The organism is Micromonospora sp. NBC_01405, from assembly GCF_045040155.1.
In the GTDB taxonomy this organism is placed as follows: domain Bacteria; phylum Actinomycetota; class Actinomycetes; order Mycobacteriales; family Micromonosporaceae; genus Micromonospora.
This window is the reverse complement of sequence record NZ_CP109532.1, coordinates 511,651-531,809: the sequence shown is the minus strand read 5'-3', so window position 1 is coordinate 531,809 and position 20,159 is coordinate 511,651. Positions and strand designations below refer to the sequence as shown.

The following is a 20,159-nucleotide window of genomic DNA, read 5'->3' as shown; positions in this document are numbered from 1 at the left end:
CCGACGCGGCTGTCCGGCGTCGTACGGCTTACCGCCCCCGGCCCCTCGGGCTGGGGTCGGCTTGGCGTGGCGCCGGTCTTCCACGGACTGGTCCCGTACCCGTCGGCAAGCCGCTAAGCGGCGCGGCAGCCGGGCGCTCTGACATTGACGGCGACCGGCCACTTTGGCGCTCGTCATGGCCTGATCTGCTGCTCACGACCATTCCGACGCCTGGCGCGAGAATCAAGGACCCCGCGGGTGACCATGAGGGCAAACGAGGCCAGTAACAGCGCGGCGGCGATCCACCGGGCCGGAGTGCGCCAAGTGCTGGGCGTGACCTCCGTGAGGTTTCCTAGCCCCAAGAGAGCGTAGAAGCCCCCGCACGCTGCCCCTGCGGCCCACAACCGGGGGTAATGCGCGGTCCGCCCGAACAGCCGAACCGTTGACGCGCGCCGGGTGTAGATGACCATCCAGGCAGCGCACCCCACCAGGGCGACAGCGGCGCTGGCGAGCAGGATGTCCACGGCCGTTACGTCCGCCTCGTAGGTCGTCACGGGCATCACGGTAGCGGCAGCACACAGCTACCGGCTCCGGGCACTTGGACAGCCGTCGTCCGGTGCGGCGGGCTGCGGCGCGCGATGCCGGCCGGAGGCCGCCAGCAGCGCACCGCAGCCCGCCGGTGCGCCGCGCGTGCGCGGCGCTCTTGATGTTGATGAGAACGTTTCGGCAATGACGTGCCATGCCATCGTGTCCTCCGTCGACTGATGCGCAAAAGGCGTCCGCCAACTGATCTGCGCCAACCTCAGCTGATCGCGGCAGATTCGGATGCCGTGTCGGCGGCATGTGCGTGCGTTATCGCCAGAGGTCCGGCGGCGATATTGTCGATAGTCTGTGTTCGTGGTCGAGACGCCGGGGATGCGTTGGGGTAGGAAGGCCGCGCGGCGGTTGGCGCGGCTGGGCTCGGTCCGGATCGGCCCAGGCCTGACCGGTGAGGAGTTGGCCCGGGTCGAGGAACAGTTCGGGTTCGAGTTCGCTGATGATCACCGCTCGTTCCTTACGACGGGGCTGCCCGCGGGCGGCGGCTGGCCGGACTGGCGCTACGGCAATCCGGACGGCTTGCGGCAATGGCTCGCGCTGCCGGGGAAGGGCGTGTTGGAGGCGGTCAGGTTCAAGGGCTACTGGGCTTCGAGTTGGGGCGCTCGCCCGGACGGCGTGACCGATGCCGAAGACGCTGCGGCGGACCACCTCGCCGCAGTTCCCTGGTTGGTTCCGATCTTCGGCGGTCGGTACTTGCCCACCGGTCGGGGGACCTACGGGCATCCGGTGTTGTCCGTGTACGGGGCCGACATCATCTGCTGGGCGCCGGACCTGGTCGACTATGTACTGCAGGAGTTTGGCGAGGGTGGTGTCGGCAAAAGGTACTCATACGACGGCTGGGAGATGTCGGCAAGCGCAGAGTTCTGGGCGGAGTACCTGGCGTGGTCGGCTCTCGAACCGTAATTCGCGAGGATTTGGCACGCTCCAGCGCCGTGCCGACGGCATATATATATCGGCATGAGCGCGCTTCGCGGCAGATCCGGGCACCAAGATCATAACCGCCGTTGTGGTCCCCCGCAGACCTCTAGCCGCTGCAGCTACTCCGGCCCGGCTGCGACGCGACCAGCGGTGGAAGCGGTTGGCCACGCGGTGGCGGGTGTCCGGCTCCGCGACCGGGAGGGGCTCATCGCGACGGCAGTAAGGACAGCAGGCGATCGGGAACCGGCATCCGACGCGCCGGGAGGACGGCCAGGCCTGCACCCGTCGCATTCAGCAGCACGTCGTCGATCGACGAGACGCGTCCGAGTGCCAGGGCGTACTGCAGCGCTTCCACGGCGGTCGACATGCCGGCAGCCGCTACGACCACGTATGCGAACCGGACCTGCCACCCCATGCCCAGACCGAACCCAACCGCCGCGAACACCAGCAGATTGCCCACGATCTGGAAGAACGCGGTCAGCGGATGGTCGGCGAGGATCTCCACAAGGTCGCGCAGCGGCACCAGCCGAACCTCTCGGGGCGCGTCGAGTGGGGTGAGGACCACCATCAGCCACGGCAGCGTCCAGGCCGCCATGGCCGTCGTGGCCAATGCCCGCCGGACCGCCAGCCCCGCTGGTACGCCGCGCTGCCGGTAACAGGCCACGAGGTGACGCGTGCCGACCAAGCTGGCCATGACGAGAGCCACCGCAGTCGCCACGACCGGAAGCCAACGCAGGTACCCGCCGGGGATCATCGTGGATCATCATAGTCCGGCCGGGCATCAGCCCACGTCAACGAAGTGTGTGGATCCCGTGCACAAGATCGGGTGACCGCTCATCGGCAAATCCGGTCGTCTCCGAGCGTTGTCAGCGGCAGATGAGGATGTCGAGCCGGCGGGTGGCAGCGGGAAGATCAGCGATGTGCTTGAATACCCGACATCGTCCCAGCGCCGCTCCATCTCCGCATCGCGCGCGACGTACACCTCACCTGCGTTGGCCGGCACCTGCGCACGCGTCTTCCGCCACGGAAGAAACGGCCCGAGCTGCTCCCCGCCCAAGGCGACCAACATGTTCGGCCATCTGCCATGCAGAGCGTCCAGCATCGCTCGGATACCGGCGTCGACCGGCGTGCCGGTGATGAGAACTGTGTCGTATCCCGTGATCATCTACGCTCCACCCGGCTGCGGATCCGTCCGCTCGCCCGTGCTGTCCAGGACGTGCCTGCTAAATCGGGTGGCCGCTCAGTGGGCCACCCAGTCCGGGACCCACACCTCATCGGTGGTCCGGGGTCTTGAGGCTCGCAGGTGGTCCCGCAACGCGGTCAGCACGGGGTGCTGGTCCCCGGTGCGCGTGAGCAGCACGTGCGGGTAGAGCGGGGTCGGTTTGCGCAGCGGGATGCGGCGCAGGTAGTAGCTCTGGGGCCACAGGTAGCGGTCCTCGCTGCCGACCAGGGTTGCCAGCGAGGCCGAGTCCGCCAGGGCGTCCATCAGGGCCTCGTCGCCGAAGTTGGGGCCGAGCGCGTCGATGCTCAGGCCGAAGGCCTGCGACAGCGACCGGTAAAATTGCGCCCACTCGGCGCCCGGCCTGATCCCGGGGATCCAGATGCGGTGTCCGGCCAGGTCGGTGGGCCTGACCCAGGCCGCGCTGGCCAGCGGGTGACTCGGTCCGACTAGGAGCTCCAGGGGCGAGTCCAGGAGCCGTTCGGCGCTGATCCCGGCCGGGACCTGGTCCGCCGGCAGGGCGCGGAACGAGGCGTCGATGGTTCCTTCGAGCACGGCCCGGGCGGCCTGGACGGCGTTCTCCTCGGCCAGCGTGACCGCGTCCAGGCTGGCCTCCGGACGGGATCGGTAGAAGCGGTAGACGGCCTGGGCCGGAGCGATGCGCCGGTTGAGGACGTCCACGCGCAGCGGGCGTACCCCGGGGCGCACGGCCTGCTCGGCCTGCTCGGCGACGGTCAGGACCTTCTTGGCGTGCGGCAGGAAGACCTGCCCGTCCAGGCTCAGCCGGGAGCCGCGGGAGGTGCGTACCAGCAGCGCGACCCCCAGGTACTTCTCCAGGGCCGCGACCCGCTTGGAGACCGCCTGCTGGCTGATCCCGAGCTCGTCTGCCGCGGCCTGAAACTGGCCGGCCCCGGCCACGGCCACGAACGTGCGCAGCGCTTCGACATCCACACCCCACTCTACGGCCACAACCAGTGGTTGTGTCTGGGCGCATTCGGGGTTGTTTGATCGCGCCTCGCCGAGGTGCTGGGATCAGCGCATGCCCACCACCACAGACCAGGCCATGTATGTCCAGACGCCCGAGTTCGCGCGCTATGCGGAGCGGATCGCACAGGTGACCGACGCTACCTCACGGCTGAACGTGCTGCCGTTCAGCGATACCGAGGCGCGTGCGGAACTACTGGCGGTTGTGTTCGGTGGTCCGCTGCCGGAGTCGGTGACGATCTACCCGCCGTTCTTCACCGAGCACGGCATGAACACGCGGTTCGGGAAGAACGTCTTCGTCAACCAGGGCTGCACGTTCATGGACCACGGCGGCATCCGCATCGGCGACAACGTCATGATCGCCCCGAGGGTCAGCCTCATCACCGGAGGGCACCCGCTGCCCCTGGCCGAGCGGCGCGAGTACATCACCAGCGCCCCGATCGTGATCGAGGACGACGTCTGGATCGGCGCGGCCGCCGTGGTCACCCAGGGCGTGACCATCGGTGCGGGCTCGGTGGTCGCTGCCGGCGCTGTCGTCACCCGTGATGTGCCTGCCCGCATGCTGGTCGCGGGAGTGCCCGCGCGGGTGGTCAAGGCGATCGACTGACCCGTCCGGGCGAGCGCCGGCAGGCAGTTCCTGCAGGCGCGCTCGCCTGGACGTGCGTCCTGTTGGCTGCTGCTCCTCCTGGCATGGATGAGCCGCGACGAGTGATCAAGACGACTCCCGGGCTCCTCGCCAATATGCCCTCGTCTCGTGCCTGATGTCCGGAATCCGCATCGCCTGTCCTGAGTGCAGGATTGCCGACACCCTGAACATCACCTAGCCTCCGTTAGGCAAGGCAACCCTTACTTGTCCTGCCTCGACTTGGGCATGCTGCGCCTGCCACCCCCCGTGATTCGGAGCCGTCGATGCCCGTGACGATTGAGCCCCTCGCCGATCGGCGAGGGGCCGCCAGCTCGGCAGCGGCGGCCGTCCTGCGTGGTGAACAGCTGGTGCTGCGCTACGGAAAGACGGCGGTGGTCCACGGCGTCTCGGTGGTGCTGGCACCCGGTCGCGTGACGGCGCTGGTCGGGCCGAACGGCAGCGGGAAGTCGACGCTGCTGCGAGCCCTTGCCCGGTTGCATCGGGTGGATGGCGGCGAGGTGCTGCTCGGCCACCGTGACGGGCAGCCGGAGCGCGCGGTGTCGCTGCTCAGCGTGCGTCAGTTCGCGCGGGAGGTCACGCTGTTCGCACAGTCGCGTCAGGCCCCCCACGGGCTCACGGTGCACGAGGTCGTCTCGTTCGGGCGCCATCCGCACCGGCGCCGCTTCGCCGGCCCGTCCGTGGCGGACCGGAAGGCGGTCGGGCGCGCGATGAAAGTCACCGGCGTGCAGGACATGGCCGAGCGGCCGGTCGGCGAGCTCTCCGGTGGCGAGATGCAGCGCGTGTGGCTGGCCGCCTGCCTGGCTCAGGAGACCGGCGTCGTGCTCCTCGACGAGCCGACGAACCATCTTGACCTGCGCTACCAGATCGAGACGCTCGACCTGGTCCGGGATCTCGTCGACGAGCACGGCGTCGCCGTCGGCGTCGTGCTGCACGATCTCGACCACGCCGCACGCGTCGCGGACACGCTGGTCCTCATGCACGCCGGGCGCATCCACGCCGCAGGCGACCCGCTCGAGGTGCTCACCGCCGAGCACATCGGCGAGGTCTACGACCTGCGCGTGGAGGTCGAGGTCGACCCGCGCACCGGCCGCCTTCGCATCGACCCGGTCGGACGGCATCCCGCACGGAACCGGAACGTCAAATCAGGAGAAGAACTCGCATGATCCCTGTCACCCGCCTCGCGGCCACCGCCGCGGCGCTCACCGCGATCGCCGTGACGGCCACGGCCTGCGGCACCACGAAGGTCGACGAACCCGCCGCCGGCAGCTCGACCGCCCCCTCGTCGCAGACCTGCGCCGACGACAAAACGACAACATCGACCGGCCCGGTATCGATGACCGACGGCGTCGGCCGCAAGGTCGAGCTCGCCAAGCCCGCCCAGCGGGTCGCGGTGCTTGAATGGCAGCAGACCGAGGACCTGCTCACGCTCTGCCTCACTCCGGTCGCGGCCGCCGACACGAAGGGATACGGCACCTATGTGAAGGCGGAGCCGCTTCCGGCAAGTGTCGTCAACACCGGCGAGCGCGGCGAGCCCGACCTCGACGCGCTGTACGCCACGAAGCCCGATCTGATCATCGTGGAGGCGTTCAAGGCCGACGACGAGCAGATCACCAAGCTTGAGAAGCGCGGTGTCCCCGTACTCGCCACGGTCGGGGCCGACGCCAAAGGCCAGATCGCGAACATGAAGAAGGTGTTCTCGATGATCGGTCAGGCCACCGGCCGCACCGAGCGCGCCGATCTGGTGCTGCGGCAGTTCGACGAGCACCTCGCCGCAGCCAGGAAGACGGCCGAGGCCGCGAACATCAAGTCCAAGGAGTTCCTGTTCTTCGACGGCTGGATCGAAGGCGGCAACGTCGTCATCCGCCCGTACGGCAAGGGCGCCCTGTTCACCGAGCTCGGCGAGCAGCTCGGCATGACCACCGCCTGGACTGACAAGATCAACGCGGCTTACGGCAGCGGCGGCGTCGACCCCTCGTACGGTCTCGCGCAGACCGACATCGAGGGACTCACCGCCGTCGGGAGCGCGAGCCTGTTCTACTCCGACGACGACACCCCGGACAGCTACGTCAAGGAGCTGCGCAAGAGCCCGATCTGGACCGCGCTGCCGGCCGTGAAGGAGGGCCGGGCGTACCCCTTCCCCGCGGGCGTCTGGGGAGCCGGCGGCCCGAAGTCGAACGAGCAAGCGATCGACGCCTACGTGAAGATCCTGACCGGGAAGTGAGCGACACCCCCGCGCCGCGGCCGGTGCCCGGAGTCGGGCTCGGCCGCGGCGCGAGCGGGGCGGCCGTCCTGGCCGTCCTGCTCGTCGCAGTCGTCGTGACCGGGCTGTGGCACATGACGCAGGGCACCTCCGGGGTGGGCTTCTGGGACCTGCTGCGCCATCTCCTCGGGGCGCGCGAGGACGTCGGCGGCGTACCGGTCACCGACGTGCTGACCGGGTCCCGCCTGCCTCGCATGCTCGCCGGGATCGCGGTCGGCGTGGCGCTCGGCGCGGCCGGGGCGCTGCTCCAGTCGGTCACCCGCAACGCGCTGGCCGCTCCGGACACGCTCGCCGTCACCGCCGGGTCCTACTTCGCGCTGTGCGCGGTCGGCGCGTTCGGTCTCGCGGTGCCGTTGTGGGCCTCGGGCGCCGTGGCCTTCGGCGGTGGTCTGCTCGCCGCGGGGCTCGTGCTCGGCCTCGTCGGCACCGCTTCGGGCACCGGGTCGACGCGGCTGATCCTGGCCGGCTCGGCGGTCGCGATGGCCCTCGACGCGGCCACCGCCATGCTGCTGATCCTGTTCAAGGAGAGCACCACCGGGCTGTACGCCTGGGGCAGCGGCTCGCTCGCACAGCTGAACATCGACGCCGCCATGCGCGCCGCCCCGGTCATCGTCGTCGTGCTCGCCATCGCCGTGCTGCTGGCCCGGCGACTCGACGTACTCGGCCTCGGCGACGACACCGCCGCCTCGCTCGGCGTGCCGATCCGCTCGACCCGGTTCATCGCGGTGCTCTGCGCCGTCCTGCTGACGAGCATCTCGGTGACGCTGGCCGGTCCCCTCGCCTTCGTCGGGCTCGCCGCGCCGGTCGTGGTGCGCCTCGCGGCCAACCGCATCGGTGTGCTGAGCCGGCACGGTTTCCTGATCCCGGCCTGCGGACTGGTCGGGGCACTTCTGGTGCTCCTCGCGGACGACGTGCTCCGGGCGGTTCTCGGCGCCCAGGCGGCCGCCTCGATTCCCACCGGAATCCCGACCTCGTTGCTCGGTGCCATCGTCATCGTGATCCTCGCGCTCCGGCTCCGCGATGCGGGAGCGGCGCGAGGTGCGCCCCGGGCCCTCGTCGCCATCCGCTCGCGCCGCCGCTTCCTCACCGTGGCGGTCGTCGCGGCCGGTCTGCTCGTCGCGGCGGTGCTGGTCGGCCTGCTGGCCGGCAGCCTGTGGCTACGCACCGGCGATGTCGTGCTCTGGCTCCAGAGCGCCGCGCCGGACCTGATCGGCCGGGCACTCGACGACCGCGCCCCACGGGTCGCGGCAACCGTCGTCGCCGGTGCGGCGCTCGCGCTGGCCGGAACCGTCGTGCAGGGAACGGTACGCAATCCGCTGGCCGAGCCGGGCGTGCTCGGTATCACCGCCGGTGCCGGCCTCGGCGCGGTGATCGTGGTGACCTCGGGCGCGGCCGGCGGACGTCCCGCGCTCATCGTCACGGCCGTCGCGATGGGACTCGGCACCTTCGCGCTCATCGCCCTGCTGGCATGGCGCGGAGGGCTCCTTCCCGACCGTTTCCTGCTCATCGGCATCGGCTGCGGCTACGCGCTCAGCGACATCAGCACCTTCCTGCTCCTGCGTGCCGATCCGTGGGACACGCCGCAGATTCTCACCTGGCTCTCGGGCACGACCTACGGCCGCACCTTCGCCGACGTGCTGCCGGTCGCGCTCGTGCTCCTCCTCGCGACCCCCGCAGTGCTGGGAATGCGCCGCCAACTCGACCTCCTGGCGATCGACGAGGACACCCCGCGGATCTTCGGCGTCCGCCGGGACGGCGCGCGACTGTCACTGCTGACGATCGCGGCGGTCGTGGCGGCGGTGAGCGTGATCGCGGTCGGCGTGGTCGGCTTCGTCGGGCTCGTCGCCCCCCACATCGCCCGCAGCCTCGTCGGCGTTCGGCACGGGCGCATCATCCCGGTCGCCATGCTGCTCGGTGGCCTGCTCGTCTGCGTCGCCGACACCCTCGGCCGTACGCTCATCGCCCCCTCGCAGATCCCCGCCGGGCTCATGATGGCCCTCGTCGGAGCACCCTATTTCGTCTGGCTGCTGCGCCGCTCACGCGCCTGATCGACGGCCTGCTTCACGAAGCTGCGGATGAGCGCGCCGATCAACTCAGCACGCTCGGCGACGAGGCCGTGCGTGGTGCCCGGCACGATGCACAACTGCGCGCCGGGAATCGACGCGGCGATGAGCAGGCTGTGGCCGGGCGGGATCGTGTCACGGTCGCCCGACATGACGAGCACCGGCGCCGCGATCCGGGCGAGTTCGGCCGGGTCGATGTGCGGCTCGCTCCTCCAGAGGCGGAACAGCTTGGCGAGTACGACGTCCGCATGCTCCGGCCCGTCCGGTGACAGGCGTTCGTAGTGCATCTGCTCGACGTCCGGTCCTGGCTCCCTTTCGAGCGCGTCGAGCACGGGGCACGCTGCATCCGTGAACGCCGACGGATCGAGGTTCGCGCTGATGGCGGTCAGCGAGCGCACCCGCGCCGGGTGGTCGAGGGCGAGCAGCAGCCCGATGATCGCGCCGTCGCTGTAGCCCACGACGTGCGCCGATTCGAGGCCGACGGCATCGAGATAGGCCAGGGTGTCGGCGACCCCGCGCGCGTACCCGTACTCCCCGTCGATGTCGGCCGACCGGCCGTGCCCGGGACGCTCGAAGGCGAACACCCGGTGATCCGGCACGAGCGCGTCGGACTGCGCCCGCATCGACTCAAGGGAGCAGAAGCCACCGTGCAGCAGCAGGACGGGATCGCCCTCGCCGGCGACTTCCGAATACAGGTCGACATCGCCGATCCGGAGGTAGCCCATGTGTTCCTGTCACCATTTCCCGAGTGTGTGAATTCGGCACAGCTCTCAGCGCCTGCGCGGCATCGCGCTCGGCGACGTAGGCCAGGTGGAGTGGCGACCAGGCGCGGTGAACGCCTGGTCAGAGTACGCCTCCCGTGCGGCGCTGCCCGGCGGCCGGGCCGGGTGGCGACGCATGGTTCGCGACCTGTTGAGAAAGCCGCCGACGGGCATGCGCAGCGATGTCCGCGACCTGAAGGGGCCGTATTTGAACCTGGGCGGGGGCGGGCGTGAGTCCACCCTAATTCGTCTTGTGGCCACTGTTCGTGTCTGGTCGCTCCCGGGTCGTGACTGCGCCGGAGTCTCTGAAAGGCCGGTCGTCACGTCTTGGGCGACCGGCGCAGCCAGAGCCTAGCCGAAGGGACGATCACGGCGAGGGCGCCGACCGCGACGGATTCGCTAAGCTGATCGCTGCTGCCAACCGCGTGGCACGCGGGGTGTCGTGATGCCCGATGATGTTCGATGACGCATCGGCTGCTGCAGACTGTGCGTCACCGCCTGCTCGACGGCACGCACGGGCTTGTGCTGGGCGTCCAGCAACTGTCGTCGAGTGATTCTCGTAAGGAGCTTTGTGAGCGCCCTCGGTAGTTTCATCTGGTCGATCGCCGACCAGCTTCGGGGCCCCTACCGCCCCAACCAGTACGGCAACGTGATCCTCCCGCTCACAATCCTGCGACGCCTCGACTGCATCCTTGAGCCCGACCGGGCGACGGTGCGCGCGCTGGCGGCGAAGTACGACAACCCCAACCGGCTTAAGGTCGAGGTCGAGAAGGCGACCGGCAGGCCGTTCTACAACACCTCGAACTACTCCTTCGCCAACCTGCTGACTGACGCCGACGGGCTGGCGGACAACCTGGCCGACTACATCGACCGCTTCTCGCCCGATGTCGACGTGTTCCAGTACTTCGACTTCAAGAAGGAAATCCTTGCCCTGGAGAAGGCGGAGCTGCTGCGCGAGGTCATCACGTCCTTCAAGGCTGTCGAACTGCATCCGGACGACGTCTCCAACGCCGCCATGGGCGATGCGTTCGAGTACATCATCCGCAAGTTCAACGAGGCCGCGAACGAGACCTCCGGTGACCACTACACCCCGCGGGACGCGATCCGGCTGCTGGTCGACCTTCTCTTCGCCGAGAAGGACGCCGACCTGACCGAGGCCGGCATCGTCCGCGCGTTGTACGACCCCACCGCGGGTACCGGCGGCATGCTCGCCCTGGCCGAGGAACACCTGCTCGCACAGAACCCCGAGGCGAAGCTGAGGCTGTACGGGCAGGAGTACAACCCGCAGTCGTACGCGATCTGCAAGTCCGACCTGCTGGCCAAGGGCTACGAAGCGACCGACATCGCCTTCGGCAACACCCTCACCGACCCCGCGTTTAAGGAACGCCAGTTCGACTTCTGCATGTCCAACCCGCCCTACGGCGTCGACTGGAAGCAGTACGCCAAGAAGGTCGCCGCCGAACGCAACTCCGCTGGCCCCTACGGCCGGTTCGCTCCCGGCCTCCCGTCGACCTCGGACGGGCAGATGCTCTTCCTGCTCCACCTGGCCTACAAGATGCGGGCGCCGAAGGACGGCGGCGGCCGGGCCGGCATCGTCATGAACGGCTCGCCGCTCTTCAACGGAGCCGCCGAATCCGGGCCCTCCAACATTCGCAAATGGCTGCTGGAGAACGACCTGGTCGACGCCATCGTCGCCTTGCCGACCAACATGTTCTTCAACACCGGCATCGCCACCTACATCTGGATCCTCGACAACACTAAACACCCCGACCGCAAGGGCCTAGTCCAGCTCATCGACGGCACGTCGTTCTGGACCAAGATGCGCAAGAATCTCGGCTCCAAGGGCCGCGAGATCAGCGACGCCGATCGCGCCAGGGTTGTGAAGTTGTACGCCGACTTCACCGACGCCGATCCGGACTATTCCAAGGTGCTGCGCACCGACGAGTTTGGCTACTGGACCATCACCGTCGAACGCCCCCTACTCGACGAGTCCGGCAACCCCGTCGTCGACCGCAAGGGCAAGCCCAAGCCGGACACGAAGAAGCGCGACACCGAGAACGTCCCCTTCACCTACGGCGGCTCGACCGCCGGTGCGGCTGGCAAGGTCGAGGTCATTCAGGCCTACTTCGACGCCGAGGTGAAGCCGCATGTACCGGACTCATGGATCGACTGGGGCAAGACCAAGACCGGCTACGAGATCCCCTTCACCCGCCACTTCTACAAGTACGTCCCGCCCCGCCCTCTCGCCGAAATCGACGCTGACCTAGAGAAGCAGGTCGCCAAGATCCTCGACCTGTTGCGGGAGGTCGAGCAGTGAGCGGGCCTCTCTGGGGGGCCTTGCCGGACAGATGGCTGGCTGGCCAGGTCAAGAACACTGCGACCGTCACGCTCGGCAAGATGCTGCAGAGTAAGGACTCCGGCAGTGACGTGCGTGCCCCGTACATGCGTGCTGCGAACGTGCAGCCCGACGGCGTGCTGGCCCTCGACGACGTGAACGAGATGTGGTTCGGCGACGCCGAGTTGAAACAGTTGAGCATCCGAGCGGGCGACGTTGTCGTCGTCGAGGGCGGCCAAGGAGGTTTCGGCCGCGCCGCATATGTCGACGAGGATCTCCCGGGCTGGGGATTCCAGAACTCGATCAATCGGCTTCGGCCGATTGGCGAATTCGACGGCCGCTTTATCGCGTTCTACCTGATCGCGCTGCGGTTCAGCGGCTTCATCCGTGCCTACTCCAACGTTGTCTCAATGCCGCACCTCACGGCAGAGAAGCTTGCCAGCATTCCGATCCCACTGCCGCCGGTGGAGACGCAGCGCGCCATCAGCGACTGCCTCGACCGCGAGACCGCTCGCATCGACACGCTCGTCGAGGAGCAGGGGCGCCTGATCGAGATGCTCCGCGAGCGCCGGGCTGCTCTCATCGCCCAGGAGACGGGTTGGGGCGCATCGCGGCGTGACGACTGGCCCATGATGCGGTTGTCTTGGCTCTTTCAGGCGACTGGGAGCGGAACGACGCCTGCGAATGAGGACATCACCTACGGGGAGGATGCGGGCATCCCGTGGGTGACCACGGGTGAGCTCAGAGAATCGCTTATTCTTGGCACAGCACGGGGGGTGAATGCCGCCGTTGTGCGGCGATACTCGGCGCTCAAGATCCATCCGGCAGGCTCACTGCTGATCGCGATGTACGGCGCGACAATTGGCCGGATGGCATTGCTTGGCGTCGACGCAGCATCGAATCAAGCCTGCTGCGCCCTAGTTGGGCCCGTAGGTTCAGACCCTGAATTTGTTCAGTACAGCCTTATGGCGGCCAAGAGCTGGTTGCTGTTGGAGGCTGCTGGTGGCGGTCAGCCAAACATCAACCAAGACAAGATCAGGTCATTCAGAATTCCTGCGCCGGCCTTGGACGAGCAGCGTCGCATTGCGGCGTACCTCGACGAGCAGACTGCGAAGATCGACGCACTGATCAAAGAAACCGAGCGGTTCATCGAGCTCGCCCGTGAGCGGCGGGCGGCGTTGACCGCGGCGGCGGTGACGGGGCAGATCGACGTACGGGAGATGGCGTGATGGCCGATCACAACGAAGTCGTGTTCGAGTCCGAGATATGCGCGTATCTGAAAGCCCGCGGGTGGCTCTACTCGGCGGACGACACTGGCTACCACCGGGAACGGGCGCTCTTCCCCGAGGACCTGTTCGCCTGGTTAGAGGAGACCCAGAAGCCGGCGTACGCGAAGGCTTTGAAGGCGGCGGGGTCGCAGGCGAAGTTCCTTGACGTGCTGACCACGGCACTCGATAAGCCTCTCGAACATGGTGGCGGGACGCTGAACATCCTGCGCAACGGGGTGCAGTACATCGGCGGTGGCCGGCTGAAGATGGCGCAGTTCCGCCCCGAGACCAGCCTGAACGCGACCACCAATGAGCAGTACACGGCGATGCGGGTGCGGGTGATGCGGCAGGTGCACTTCTCCACCGCTGACCAGCGCAGTATCGACCTGGTCTTCTTCGTCAACGGGCTCCCGGTCGCCACCGTCGAGCTGAAGACCGACTTCACCCAGTCCCTCGATGAGGCGATCAACCAGTACCGCAAAGGCCGACAGCCGCTGACCAAGAGTCGGCCGGAGCCGCTGTTGTCGTTTGGGCATCGGGCGCTGGTGCACTTCGCGGTCTCCAACGACCTGGCCGCGATGACCACCCGGCTTGAGGGCGAGACGACGCACTTTCTGCCGTTCAACATCGGCCATGAGGATGGCGCGGGGAACCCGCCGGGTGAGGACGGGCGGTCGGCGACGGCATACCTGTGGGAGCGGGTCTGGGAGAAGGACGCCTGGCTCAACATCATCGGCCGGCTGATGATCGTAGAGACCAAGGAGGAGTGGGATGTCACGACCGGGACGTCGGTGCGGCGTACGAGCATGCTCTTCCCACGGTTCCACCAGTGGGAGGCCGTTACGAACGTCGTGGCCGCAGTGCGCGAGGAGGGGGTGGGGCATCGCTACCTGATCGAGCACTCGGCAGGGTCGGGGAAGACGAACACCATCGCCTGGACCGCGCACCGGCTGGCGCGGCTGCACGTGAACGACGAGAAGGTCTTCGACTCGGTGATCGTGGTCGTGGACCGCACCGTACTCGACGGGCAGCTCCAGGAGGCGATCCGGCAGATCGACGGGTCGGGGAAGATCGTGGCCACGATCAGCCCGGGGGACGTCCGCAAGGCGGGGGCGAAGTCGAAATCCGAGCTGCTGGCGACCACCTTGAGGAACGGGGAGCTGATCATCGCGGTGACGGTGCAGACCTTCCCGTTCGCGCTCGACGAAATCCGGGCCGACTCGTCGCTGAAGGGGCGGCGGTTCGCGGTGATCGCCGACGAGGCGCACTCGTCGCAGTCCGGGCAGATCTCCTCCAAGCTCAAGGCTGTGCTGACCGCGGAGGAGGTCAAGGAGATCGAGGAGGGTGGGGAGGTCGACGTCGAGGCGATCTTGGCCTCGGAGATGACCGAGCGGGCCGAATCGGAGAACATCTCCTACTTCGCGTTCACGGCAACGCCGAAGAACAAGACCCTGGAGCTCTTTGGCCGCAAGGGCCCTGACGGGAAGCCGGTCGAGTTCCACCTCTACTCGATGCGGCAGGCGATCGAGGAGGGCTACATCCTTGACGTGCTCAGGGGCTACCAGTCCTACGACACCGCGCTGAAGATCGCCGGCCGGGCCGAGAGCGGCGACGGTGACGAGGTGGTGGAGGAGGCCGCGGCGCGCAAGGGTCTGATGCGGTGGGTGAAGCTGCACCCGACCAACATCAGCCAGAAAGTGCAGATCATCGTCGAGCACTTCCATACCAACGTCGCCCACCTGCTGGAGGGCAAGGCGAAGGCGATGGTCGTGACCGATTCGCGCAAGGCCGCAGTGAAGTACAAGAAGGCGATCGACGCCTTCATCGCCAAGCGGGCCGCCAAGGACGCCTCGTACAACTACCGCACCCTGGTCGCCTTCTCCGGCTCGGTGAAGATGGCCGAGGACGAGGAGTGGGCTTCGGACTGGGGGCCGCAACCGAGCAAGGACGACGAGTTCACCGAGGCCAACCTGAACCCTGGCGCCGGCCCGGACCTCGCCGCCGCCTTCAAGGGCACGACGTACAAGATCATGCTGGTCGCGAACAAGTACCAGACAGGGTTCGACCAGCCGCTGCTCTCGGCGATGTACGTCGACAAGAAGCTCTCTGGGGTCACCGCCGTGCAGACGTTGTCCCGGCTCAACCGCACCCACCGCACTGCCGGCGGGGAGCAGAAGCGCAAGACGTTCGTCATCGACTTCGTGAACAAGCCTGAGGACATCCGGGCTGCGTTCGAGCCGTACTTCACCAACGCCACCCTGGAGACCGAGACCGACCCGTACATCGTCGTCCACCTCGCCAACAAGCTCGCCCAGGCCGGGATCTACACGCCAGAGCAGGTGCGCGAGGTCGCCGAACTGTGGGTCACCCGCAAAGGCAACAACGCGCTCTCGGCCGCGATCAGCCCGGCCAAGAACGACTTCGCCCGCCGCTACGCGGCGGCGATCGAGGCCGACGACAAGGTCACCCTCAACACCCTCGACCTGTTCCGCAAGGACGTCTCCACCTACGTCCGGCTCTACGACTTCATGAGCCAGATCGTTGACTACGGCGACCCGTACATGGAGATGCTGTCGATCTTCCTGCGACTCCTGGAGAAGATCATCGCAGACAGATCCTGGGCTGCGGAGGTCGACCTTTCCGACGTGGTCCTGGTCGGGGTCAAGTACACCAAGGGGACCGCGGTCGACATCTCGCTGACCGGTGACGGCGAGCTTAAGGGCATCGGCGCCGCGGGCACCGGCACCCGGAAGGAGCCGAAGTACGTCGCACTACAGGTCGTCATCGACAAGATGAACGACCTTTTCGGCGCCGAGTCGTTCTCCGCGTCCCAGGTCCGTGAGTTCGTGCAGGGACTGGTGCAGCGGCTGCTCGCCTACCCGGACCTGGTCAACCAGACCAAGGTGAACTCGAAGAAGCAGTTCATGGAATCGCAGGACTTCCAGGCGGCGGTCACTGAGGCGGTCGTCGACAACCAGGAGGCCCACAACACCATGGCCGACTACTTCTTCAGCGACGGCCCTGGCATCAGCGCTGTCATCATGGCGCTCGCGGATGCCTTCTACGAGGCAGCGATCGACCAGCGGACGGACGTGTGAGCAGGGCGGCCCCGGGAGGGGACCGCGCCGTACAGGCTGACAGCTACAACGACTGCACCACCACCACCGGCGAAAGGCGTTCCACCGCCGGGTAAATCGACTGCTCGGGGGCCGGGTCGGCTGGGACGCTACTCCACGACGACCAGGCTGCGGCGGATCAGTAGCGACTGATGGCCTTGTTGCTGGTCAATGGCTTTGGCCCCGAGTAGCCCGGACTACAGAGAAACCCCAGGCCGCCCATTGCCGGGTGGCCTGGGGTTTCTCGTCGTGCTGGTCAGCCGACCAGCCCGATCTGCTTGGCAAGGTTGACGAACGACTGCCAGCTGCCCGGCGTGAAGTTCAGGGTGCCGCCTTCGCGGTCCTTCGTGTCCCGGACCAGGACGATGCCCGGCAAATTGTCGGCGGGCGTCAACGCGAAGGGGGCACCCATCCCAAGATCGGGTGCCCTCCCGGCAGGTTGGTCAGCCTCGATCAAACTCCCTATCCTTGGCCCCCTCGATGAAAGCCGCCCATTCTTGGGGCATGAACACCAACGCTGGCCCCGACGGGTCCTTGCTGTCACGCAGTGCAACAGCGTTGGTGAGCTGGGCAACTTCCACGCAGTTGCCATTTGCGCCGCTACGAGTGCTTGTCCGCCACGTCACGGCACCCAGATCTAAAGCGTTCACCTTTTCATCTCCCCTCACACTCAGTGTGTTTCGATCAAGCGGCCGAGGAGCCTCCGCGAGTCGGCCACGTTCAGGGCAGCCGCTCGAAGCTGGTCGAACATTTCGGCGTACCGCCGGATGTCAGCCTCCTTCTCCAGGTACAGCGCGCCAGCCATGTTCTCGATGTAGACAAGTTCGGGGTCGGCAGCGTCCGGAAAGTCCATCACGGCGAACGCTCCGTGCATACCCGGATGTGCGCCGACCTTGTAGGGCAGCACCTGGAGCGTGATGTGCGGCCGTTCGGTCAGGTCGAGCAGGTGTCGAAGTTGGTCAACCATGACCTCCGCGCCGCCAACTTCACGGTGCAGCACAGCCTCGTCAACGATGGCCCACAGCTTGAGCGGGTCATCCTTGGTGATGGATGCCTGCCGCTGGGTGCGGGTTTCGATGCGCTGTTGGATCTCGTCGTCACTGGCGTAGGGCAAGCTGGCTGTGACCACGGCGTGGGTGTAGCCCTGCGTTTGGAGTAAGCCGGGCACGAACAGCGACTCGTAGTTGCGGACGCTGCGCGCCTCGCTCTCGAAGCTGATGTAGGTCGTGTACTCCTCGGGCAGCTCGGACTCATACGCCTGTAGCCACCCCAGTTGCGTTGCCTGCTTGGACAGCTCAACCAAGGCCGCGCGGCGCGCGGGGTCACTGATCCCGTACTTGTCCAGCAACGTCAGCAGCGTGCGCCGCTGCGGACGAGCCTTGGCCGTCTCAATGCGGTACAGGGTGGCGCTGTTGATGTTCGTCTGCTCAGCCGCGTCCTCGCGGGTCAGACCGGAAGCTTGGCGGAGGCTGCGCAGCTCGCCGGCCAGGCGTCGAAGCCGAACGGTTGGTGGCTGACGACGTGTTGCCAAGTTCCATCTCCTTCGCTCCGGACTCTCTAAAGTCTGCCGGTCTTGCGAACGCACCATCATGACAGGGCAAGTGAACGTTATTCTTGCAAACGCAAGTCTTGCGTTTTCAGCATCAGCAAGCGCAAGATGGACAAAAGCCCGACACGGCGAGGACTCGTTGGTTGGGCCCGTGACAGTGGCCGGGCTGCCAGCCATCTCGACAGCGCAGGACGGAGGCACATGGAGCCCAGCACAGACGAACCCCCCGAGCCGGTTGGGGGCGGGCCTTCTATCGAAGTCGGCGGCACCCGTGAGGGCGGCGCGGTCTACCAGTCCCGGCGGAGCCTGCTGACCCCGGCCGACGTCCGGTGGCAGGACTTCCCGCTGACCAGGTTCGGCCGCCGGGGCCTCGACCCGGAGGCAGTCGGCAGGTTCCTCCGCCGGGTCGAGGCCGACCTGGACACCCTCTACCAGGAGATCGTCACCGCTCGGGACGAGGCCCGCCATCACCGCGACGCCGCGACCGAGCTGCGGGCAGAGCGCCGGCGTCCCCGCGAGCCGGGGGCGCAGCGGCCCCGCAGTGAGTACCGGCGTCCGCCCATGTGGCCGCCCTACTCGCCCCGCCGGCAGGGTTGCCACCGCCCGCCGGCGGACGGAGGCGGCGATGGCTGACTATCCGGCGCTCCACGGCCCGTCCAGGCCGGACTGGAACTGCCTCGTCTGCGGCGACCCCTGGCCCTGCCTGACCCGCAAACGCCAGCTCAAGGAGCTGTGTCAGTGCAACATTCGCACGCTCGTCCGCTACATGACCGCGTACCTGCCGGACGCCCAGGCTGAAATCGCGGGCGTGAGCACCACTGACATCACCGAACGCATCGTCGGATGGTGCGGCAGACCGTTGGAGATGTGGGCGGCCCAGGGGTACGCGGCCGACCCGGGAGATCAGGACCGGCACCAACGCTACCTACCCAATCAGAAGGCAGGGAGATATGGACGCCACGGATAACGGCCCGGCGCAGAGCCGTAGCGAGCAGGCGGAGGCCGCCGAACGGGAGGCCGCGAGGCAACGCCTGCTCAAGCAGGCCGAGGCAGACCGGATACCGGCGGACGACACGACCAGGGCGGTGCCCGACCGGCGGTGGCGTCGTGACCACCCATGACCTGCCGATAGGACGCCGAATTGCCCGGCTACGGGCCCGACGGCGGATGACCCAGCAGATGCTCGCTGACCGGCTCGGCAAGTCGAAGAGTTGGGTCGACAAGGTCGAACGCGGTGTCCGTGCCCTCGACCGGTTCACGGTCATTCAGGACCTCGCCGCTGTGCTCCGCGTCGACCCGGTGGCGCTGCTCGGCCGCGACGCTCTACCGTCGCAGGCCGCCCGCGCCGCCGTGTACGGCGTCGACGGGGTACGCGCCGCCCTCGCCCGCTACGACACCGCACTGGGGAGCGGGCCGCAGGTGCGGGCGGCATCCCCGGCCGGCGGGTACGGCACGCCTGGCTGACGTACCAGCACGCCGACTACCCCCAACTACTGCGGATGCTGCCGGAACTGCTCGGCGACACCCAACACGCCCACGCCGCCCACGCCCACGTCGGCGGCGGGGACGGGGACGGGGCGGCGGAGCTGCTGGTGCAGGCGTACCGGATCGGATCGCGTCGTCGGTGTTGGTGAAGCTCGGCGAGGGCGACCTCGGTTGGCTCGCCGCTGACCGGGCCATGTCCGTGGCCACCGGCGACCCGCTGCTGGTGGCGGAGGCCACCGTGCCGCTGGGGCAGGCGCTGCGCCTCCTCGACCGTCCCCGGCCGGCCCTGTCGGTCACGATCGCCGCCGCGTACCGCACCGCCCCCAGGGTGTGGCGCGACGGCCCGCCACGGGATCTGGCGTTGCGCGGGACGCTGCTGATCCAGGCCGCCCTGGCCGCCGCCGGGTTCGGCGACGAGTGCAGCGCACGGGAGTTGGTTGACCAGGCGGCCGGGATCGCCGACGAGATCGGCGAGGGCAATGGCCGGCACTGGACCAGTTTCGGGCCCACGGCGGTGGAGTTGGCCCGGGTGGCTGTCGCCGTCGAGCTGGGTGCCGGCGGCGAGGCGGTGGTACTGCACGAGAAGGTCGTCGGCGCGGACGACTGGCGACGGTTACCGGCCGAGTATCAGGCGGCGTACCTGCTCGACGCCACCCGCGCGTACCTCCGGGTCGGCGACCCGCTCGCGGCCGGACGCGCGCTGGTCGACGCGGACCGGACCGCACCGGCCGAGGTCCGGTTGCGGCCGGTGGCCCGTACGCTGCTCGTCGACCTGATGCGCCACGGACCGGTCCCGGCGGACGTGGCCCGGCTCGCCACGGCCCTCGGCATCGGGTGATGACCGCCGGCCCCTCCTCCTCCACCGGCCGGGCCGGACAGTGGTCTGTGAGAGGAACACTTCGTCGCTCCGTGCTCAAAACATTGTGCGAATGGCTCACTGTGCGACGTCACGCATCGTTACGCGGAATGGTTCAATGTG

At 67.9% G+C, this 20,159-nt stretch carries 22 protein-coding genes; 14 read left to right on the top strand and 8 right to left on the bottom strand.

Annotation, left to right across the window (positions count from 1 at the left end):
• Positions 1–173: 173 nt before the first annotated feature.
• Entirely contained in the window at positions 174–539 is a 366-nt protein-coding gene (locus OG559_RS02015; protein WP_405111663.1) for a hypothetical protein, read from the bottom strand.
• 337 nt (positions 540–876) lie between these two features.
• On the opposite strand from OG559_RS02015, the gene OG559_RS02010 reads away from it, so the two are divergent.
• On the top strand, positions 877–1,479 hold the full coding sequence (locus OG559_RS02010) for an SMI1/KNR4 family protein (RefSeq protein ID WP_405111660.1): 603 nt from the start codon (positions 877–879) through the stop codon (positions 1,477–1,479).
• Between the two features lie 220 nt (positions 1,480–1,699).
• Here the strand turns inward: OG559_RS02010 and OG559_RS02005 are convergent, their stop codons facing one another.
• The 3 genes from OG559_RS02005 to OG559_RS01995 all read right to left on the bottom strand — a co-directional run bounded on the left by OG559_RS02005 (position 1,700) and on the right by OG559_RS01995 (position 3,664).
• Entirely contained in the window at positions 1,700–2,212 is a 513-nt protein-coding gene (locus OG559_RS02005; protein ID WP_405111657.1) for a VanZ family protein, read from the bottom strand.
• 63 nt (positions 2,213–2,275) lie between these two features.
• Positions 2,276–2,659, bottom strand: coding sequence for a hypothetical protein (locus tag OG559_RS02000; RefSeq protein ID WP_405111654.1), 384 nt, complete (start codon positions 2,657–2,659; stop codon positions 2,276–2,278).
• Between the two features lie 75 nt (positions 2,660–2,734).
• On the bottom strand, positions 2,735–3,664 hold the full coding sequence (locus OG559_RS01995) for a LysR family transcriptional regulator (protein ID WP_405111652.1): 930 nt from the start codon (positions 3,662–3,664) through the stop codon (positions 2,735–2,737).
• A gap of 88 nt (positions 3,665–3,752) precedes the next feature.
• On the opposite strand from OG559_RS01995, the gene OG559_RS01990 reads away from it, so the two are divergent.
• The 4 genes from OG559_RS01990 to OG559_RS01975 all read left to right on the top strand — a co-directional run bounded on the left by OG559_RS01990 (position 3,753) and on the right by OG559_RS01975 (position 8,651).
• Positions 3,753–4,304, top strand: coding sequence for a sugar O-acetyltransferase (locus OG559_RS01990; RefSeq protein WP_405111649.1), 552 nt, complete (start codon positions 3,753–3,755; stop codon positions 4,302–4,304).
• A gap of 302 nt (positions 4,305–4,606) precedes the next feature.
• Positions 4,607–5,506: an ABC transporter ATP-binding protein gene (locus OG559_RS01985; RefSeq protein WP_405111647.1), complete on the top strand. Its 900-nt coding sequence runs from the start codon at positions 4,607–4,609 to the stop codon at positions 5,504–5,506.
• Positions 5,507–5,556: 50 nt separating this feature from the next.
• Positions 5,557–6,564 (top strand): iron-siderophore ABC transporter substrate-binding protein, encoded by a 1,008-nt coding sequence (locus tag OG559_RS01980; RefSeq protein WP_405111644.1) that lies wholly within the window; start codon positions 5,557–5,559, stop codon positions 6,562–6,564.
• Positions 6,561–8,651, top strand: a complete 2,091-nt coding sequence (locus OG559_RS01975; protein WP_405111641.1) for an iron ABC transporter permease — start codon at positions 6,561–6,563, stop codon at positions 8,649–8,651. The genes OG559_RS01980 and OG559_RS01975 overlap by 4 nt, the downstream gene beginning before the upstream one ends.
• Here OG559_RS01975 and OG559_RS01970 read toward each other — a convergent pair.
• Positions 8,615–9,391, bottom strand: a complete 777-nt coding sequence (locus tag OG559_RS01970; protein WP_405111638.1) for an alpha/beta fold hydrolase — start codon at positions 9,389–9,391, stop codon at positions 8,615–8,617. The genes OG559_RS01975 and OG559_RS01970 overlap by 37 nt on opposite strands.
• Before the next feature lie 607 nt (positions 9,392–9,998).
• Here OG559_RS01970 and OG559_RS01965 point away from each other — a divergent pair.
• The 3 genes from OG559_RS01965 (at position 9,999) to OG559_RS01955 (ending at position 16,128) form a co-directional block, all read left to right on the top strand.
• Positions 9,999–11,744, top strand: a complete 1,746-nt coding sequence (locus OG559_RS01965; protein ID WP_405111635.1) for an N-6 DNA methylase — start codon at positions 9,999–10,001, stop codon at positions 11,742–11,744.
• Between the two features lie 80 nt (positions 11,745–11,824).
• Positions 11,825–12,991 (top strand): restriction endonuclease subunit S, encoded by a 1,167-nt coding sequence (locus OG559_RS01960; RefSeq protein WP_405111632.1) that lies wholly within the window; start codon positions 11,825–11,827, stop codon positions 12,989–12,991.
• Complete coding sequence (locus tag OG559_RS01955) at positions 12,991–16,128, top strand: type I restriction endonuclease subunit R (RefSeq protein WP_405111629.1); 3,138 nt, start codon at positions 12,991–12,993, stop codon at positions 16,126–16,128. Before OG559_RS01960 ends, OG559_RS01955 begins: the two co-directional genes overlap by 1 nt.
• A 274-nt stretch (positions 16,129–16,402) precedes the next feature.
• Here the strand turns inward: OG559_RS01955 and OG559_RS01950 are convergent, their stop codons facing one another.
• The 3 genes from OG559_RS01950 to OG559_RS01940 are packed head-to-tail and all read right to left on the bottom strand — an operon-like array spanning position 16,403 to position 17,677.
• Positions 16,403–16,558 carry a DUF397 domain-containing protein gene (locus tag OG559_RS01950; RefSeq protein ID WP_405111627.1) on the bottom strand — a complete coding sequence of 52 codons (156 nt, stop codon included), beginning with the start codon at positions 16,556–16,558 and terminating at the stop codon, positions 16,403–16,405.
• A gap of 31 nt (positions 16,559–16,589) precedes the next feature.
• Complete coding sequence (locus OG559_RS01945; RefSeq protein ID WP_405111624.1) at positions 16,590–16,796, bottom strand: DUF397 domain-containing protein; 207 nt, start codon at positions 16,794–16,796, stop codon at positions 16,590–16,592.
• A gap of 20 nt (positions 16,797–16,816) precedes the next feature.
• Complete coding sequence (locus OG559_RS01940) at positions 16,817–17,677, bottom strand: helix-turn-helix domain-containing protein (RefSeq protein ID WP_405111622.1); 861 nt, start codon at positions 17,675–17,677, stop codon at positions 16,817–16,819.
• A 219-nt stretch (positions 17,678–17,896) separates the two neighbouring features.
• Between OG559_RS01940 and OG559_RS01935 the strand changes: the two genes are divergently transcribed.
• From OG559_RS01935 to OG559_RS01910, 6 genes are read left to right on the top strand one after another with little or no spacing between them, the layout of a single operon-like run.
• The gene (locus OG559_RS01935; RefSeq protein ID WP_405111619.1) at positions 17,897–18,328 is read left to right on the top strand and encodes a DivIVA domain-containing protein; all 432 of its coding nucleotides are present in this window, start codon (positions 17,897–17,899) and stop codon (positions 18,326–18,328) included.
• A complete protein-coding gene (locus OG559_RS01930) occupies positions 18,321–18,662 on the top strand; it encodes a hypothetical protein (RefSeq protein WP_405111616.1) in 342 nt (113 codons plus the stop codon). Before OG559_RS01935 ends, OG559_RS01930 begins: the two co-directional genes overlap by 8 nt.
• Positions 18,646–18,816: a hypothetical protein gene (locus OG559_RS01925; protein ID WP_405111613.1), complete on the top strand. Its 171-nt coding sequence runs from the start codon at positions 18,646–18,648 to the stop codon at positions 18,814–18,816. The genes OG559_RS01930 and OG559_RS01925 overlap by 17 nt, the downstream gene beginning before the upstream one ends.
• Complete coding sequence (locus OG559_RS01920; RefSeq protein ID WP_405111610.1) at positions 18,803–19,159, top strand: helix-turn-helix domain-containing protein; 357 nt, start codon at positions 18,803–18,805, stop codon at positions 19,157–19,159. Before OG559_RS01925 ends, OG559_RS01920 begins: the two co-directional genes overlap by 14 nt.
• Before the next feature lie 35 nt (positions 19,160–19,194).
• A complete protein-coding gene (locus OG559_RS01915; RefSeq protein ID WP_405111607.1) occupies positions 19,195–19,329 on the top strand; it encodes a hypothetical protein in 135 nt (44 codons plus the stop codon).
• The gene (locus tag OG559_RS01910) at positions 19,320–20,018 is read left to right on the top strand and encodes a hypothetical protein (protein ID WP_405111605.1); all 699 of its coding nucleotides are present in this window, start codon (positions 19,320–19,322) and stop codon (positions 20,016–20,018) included. Before OG559_RS01915 ends, OG559_RS01910 begins: the two co-directional genes overlap by 10 nt.
• Positions 20,019–20,159: the final 141 nt, after the last annotated feature.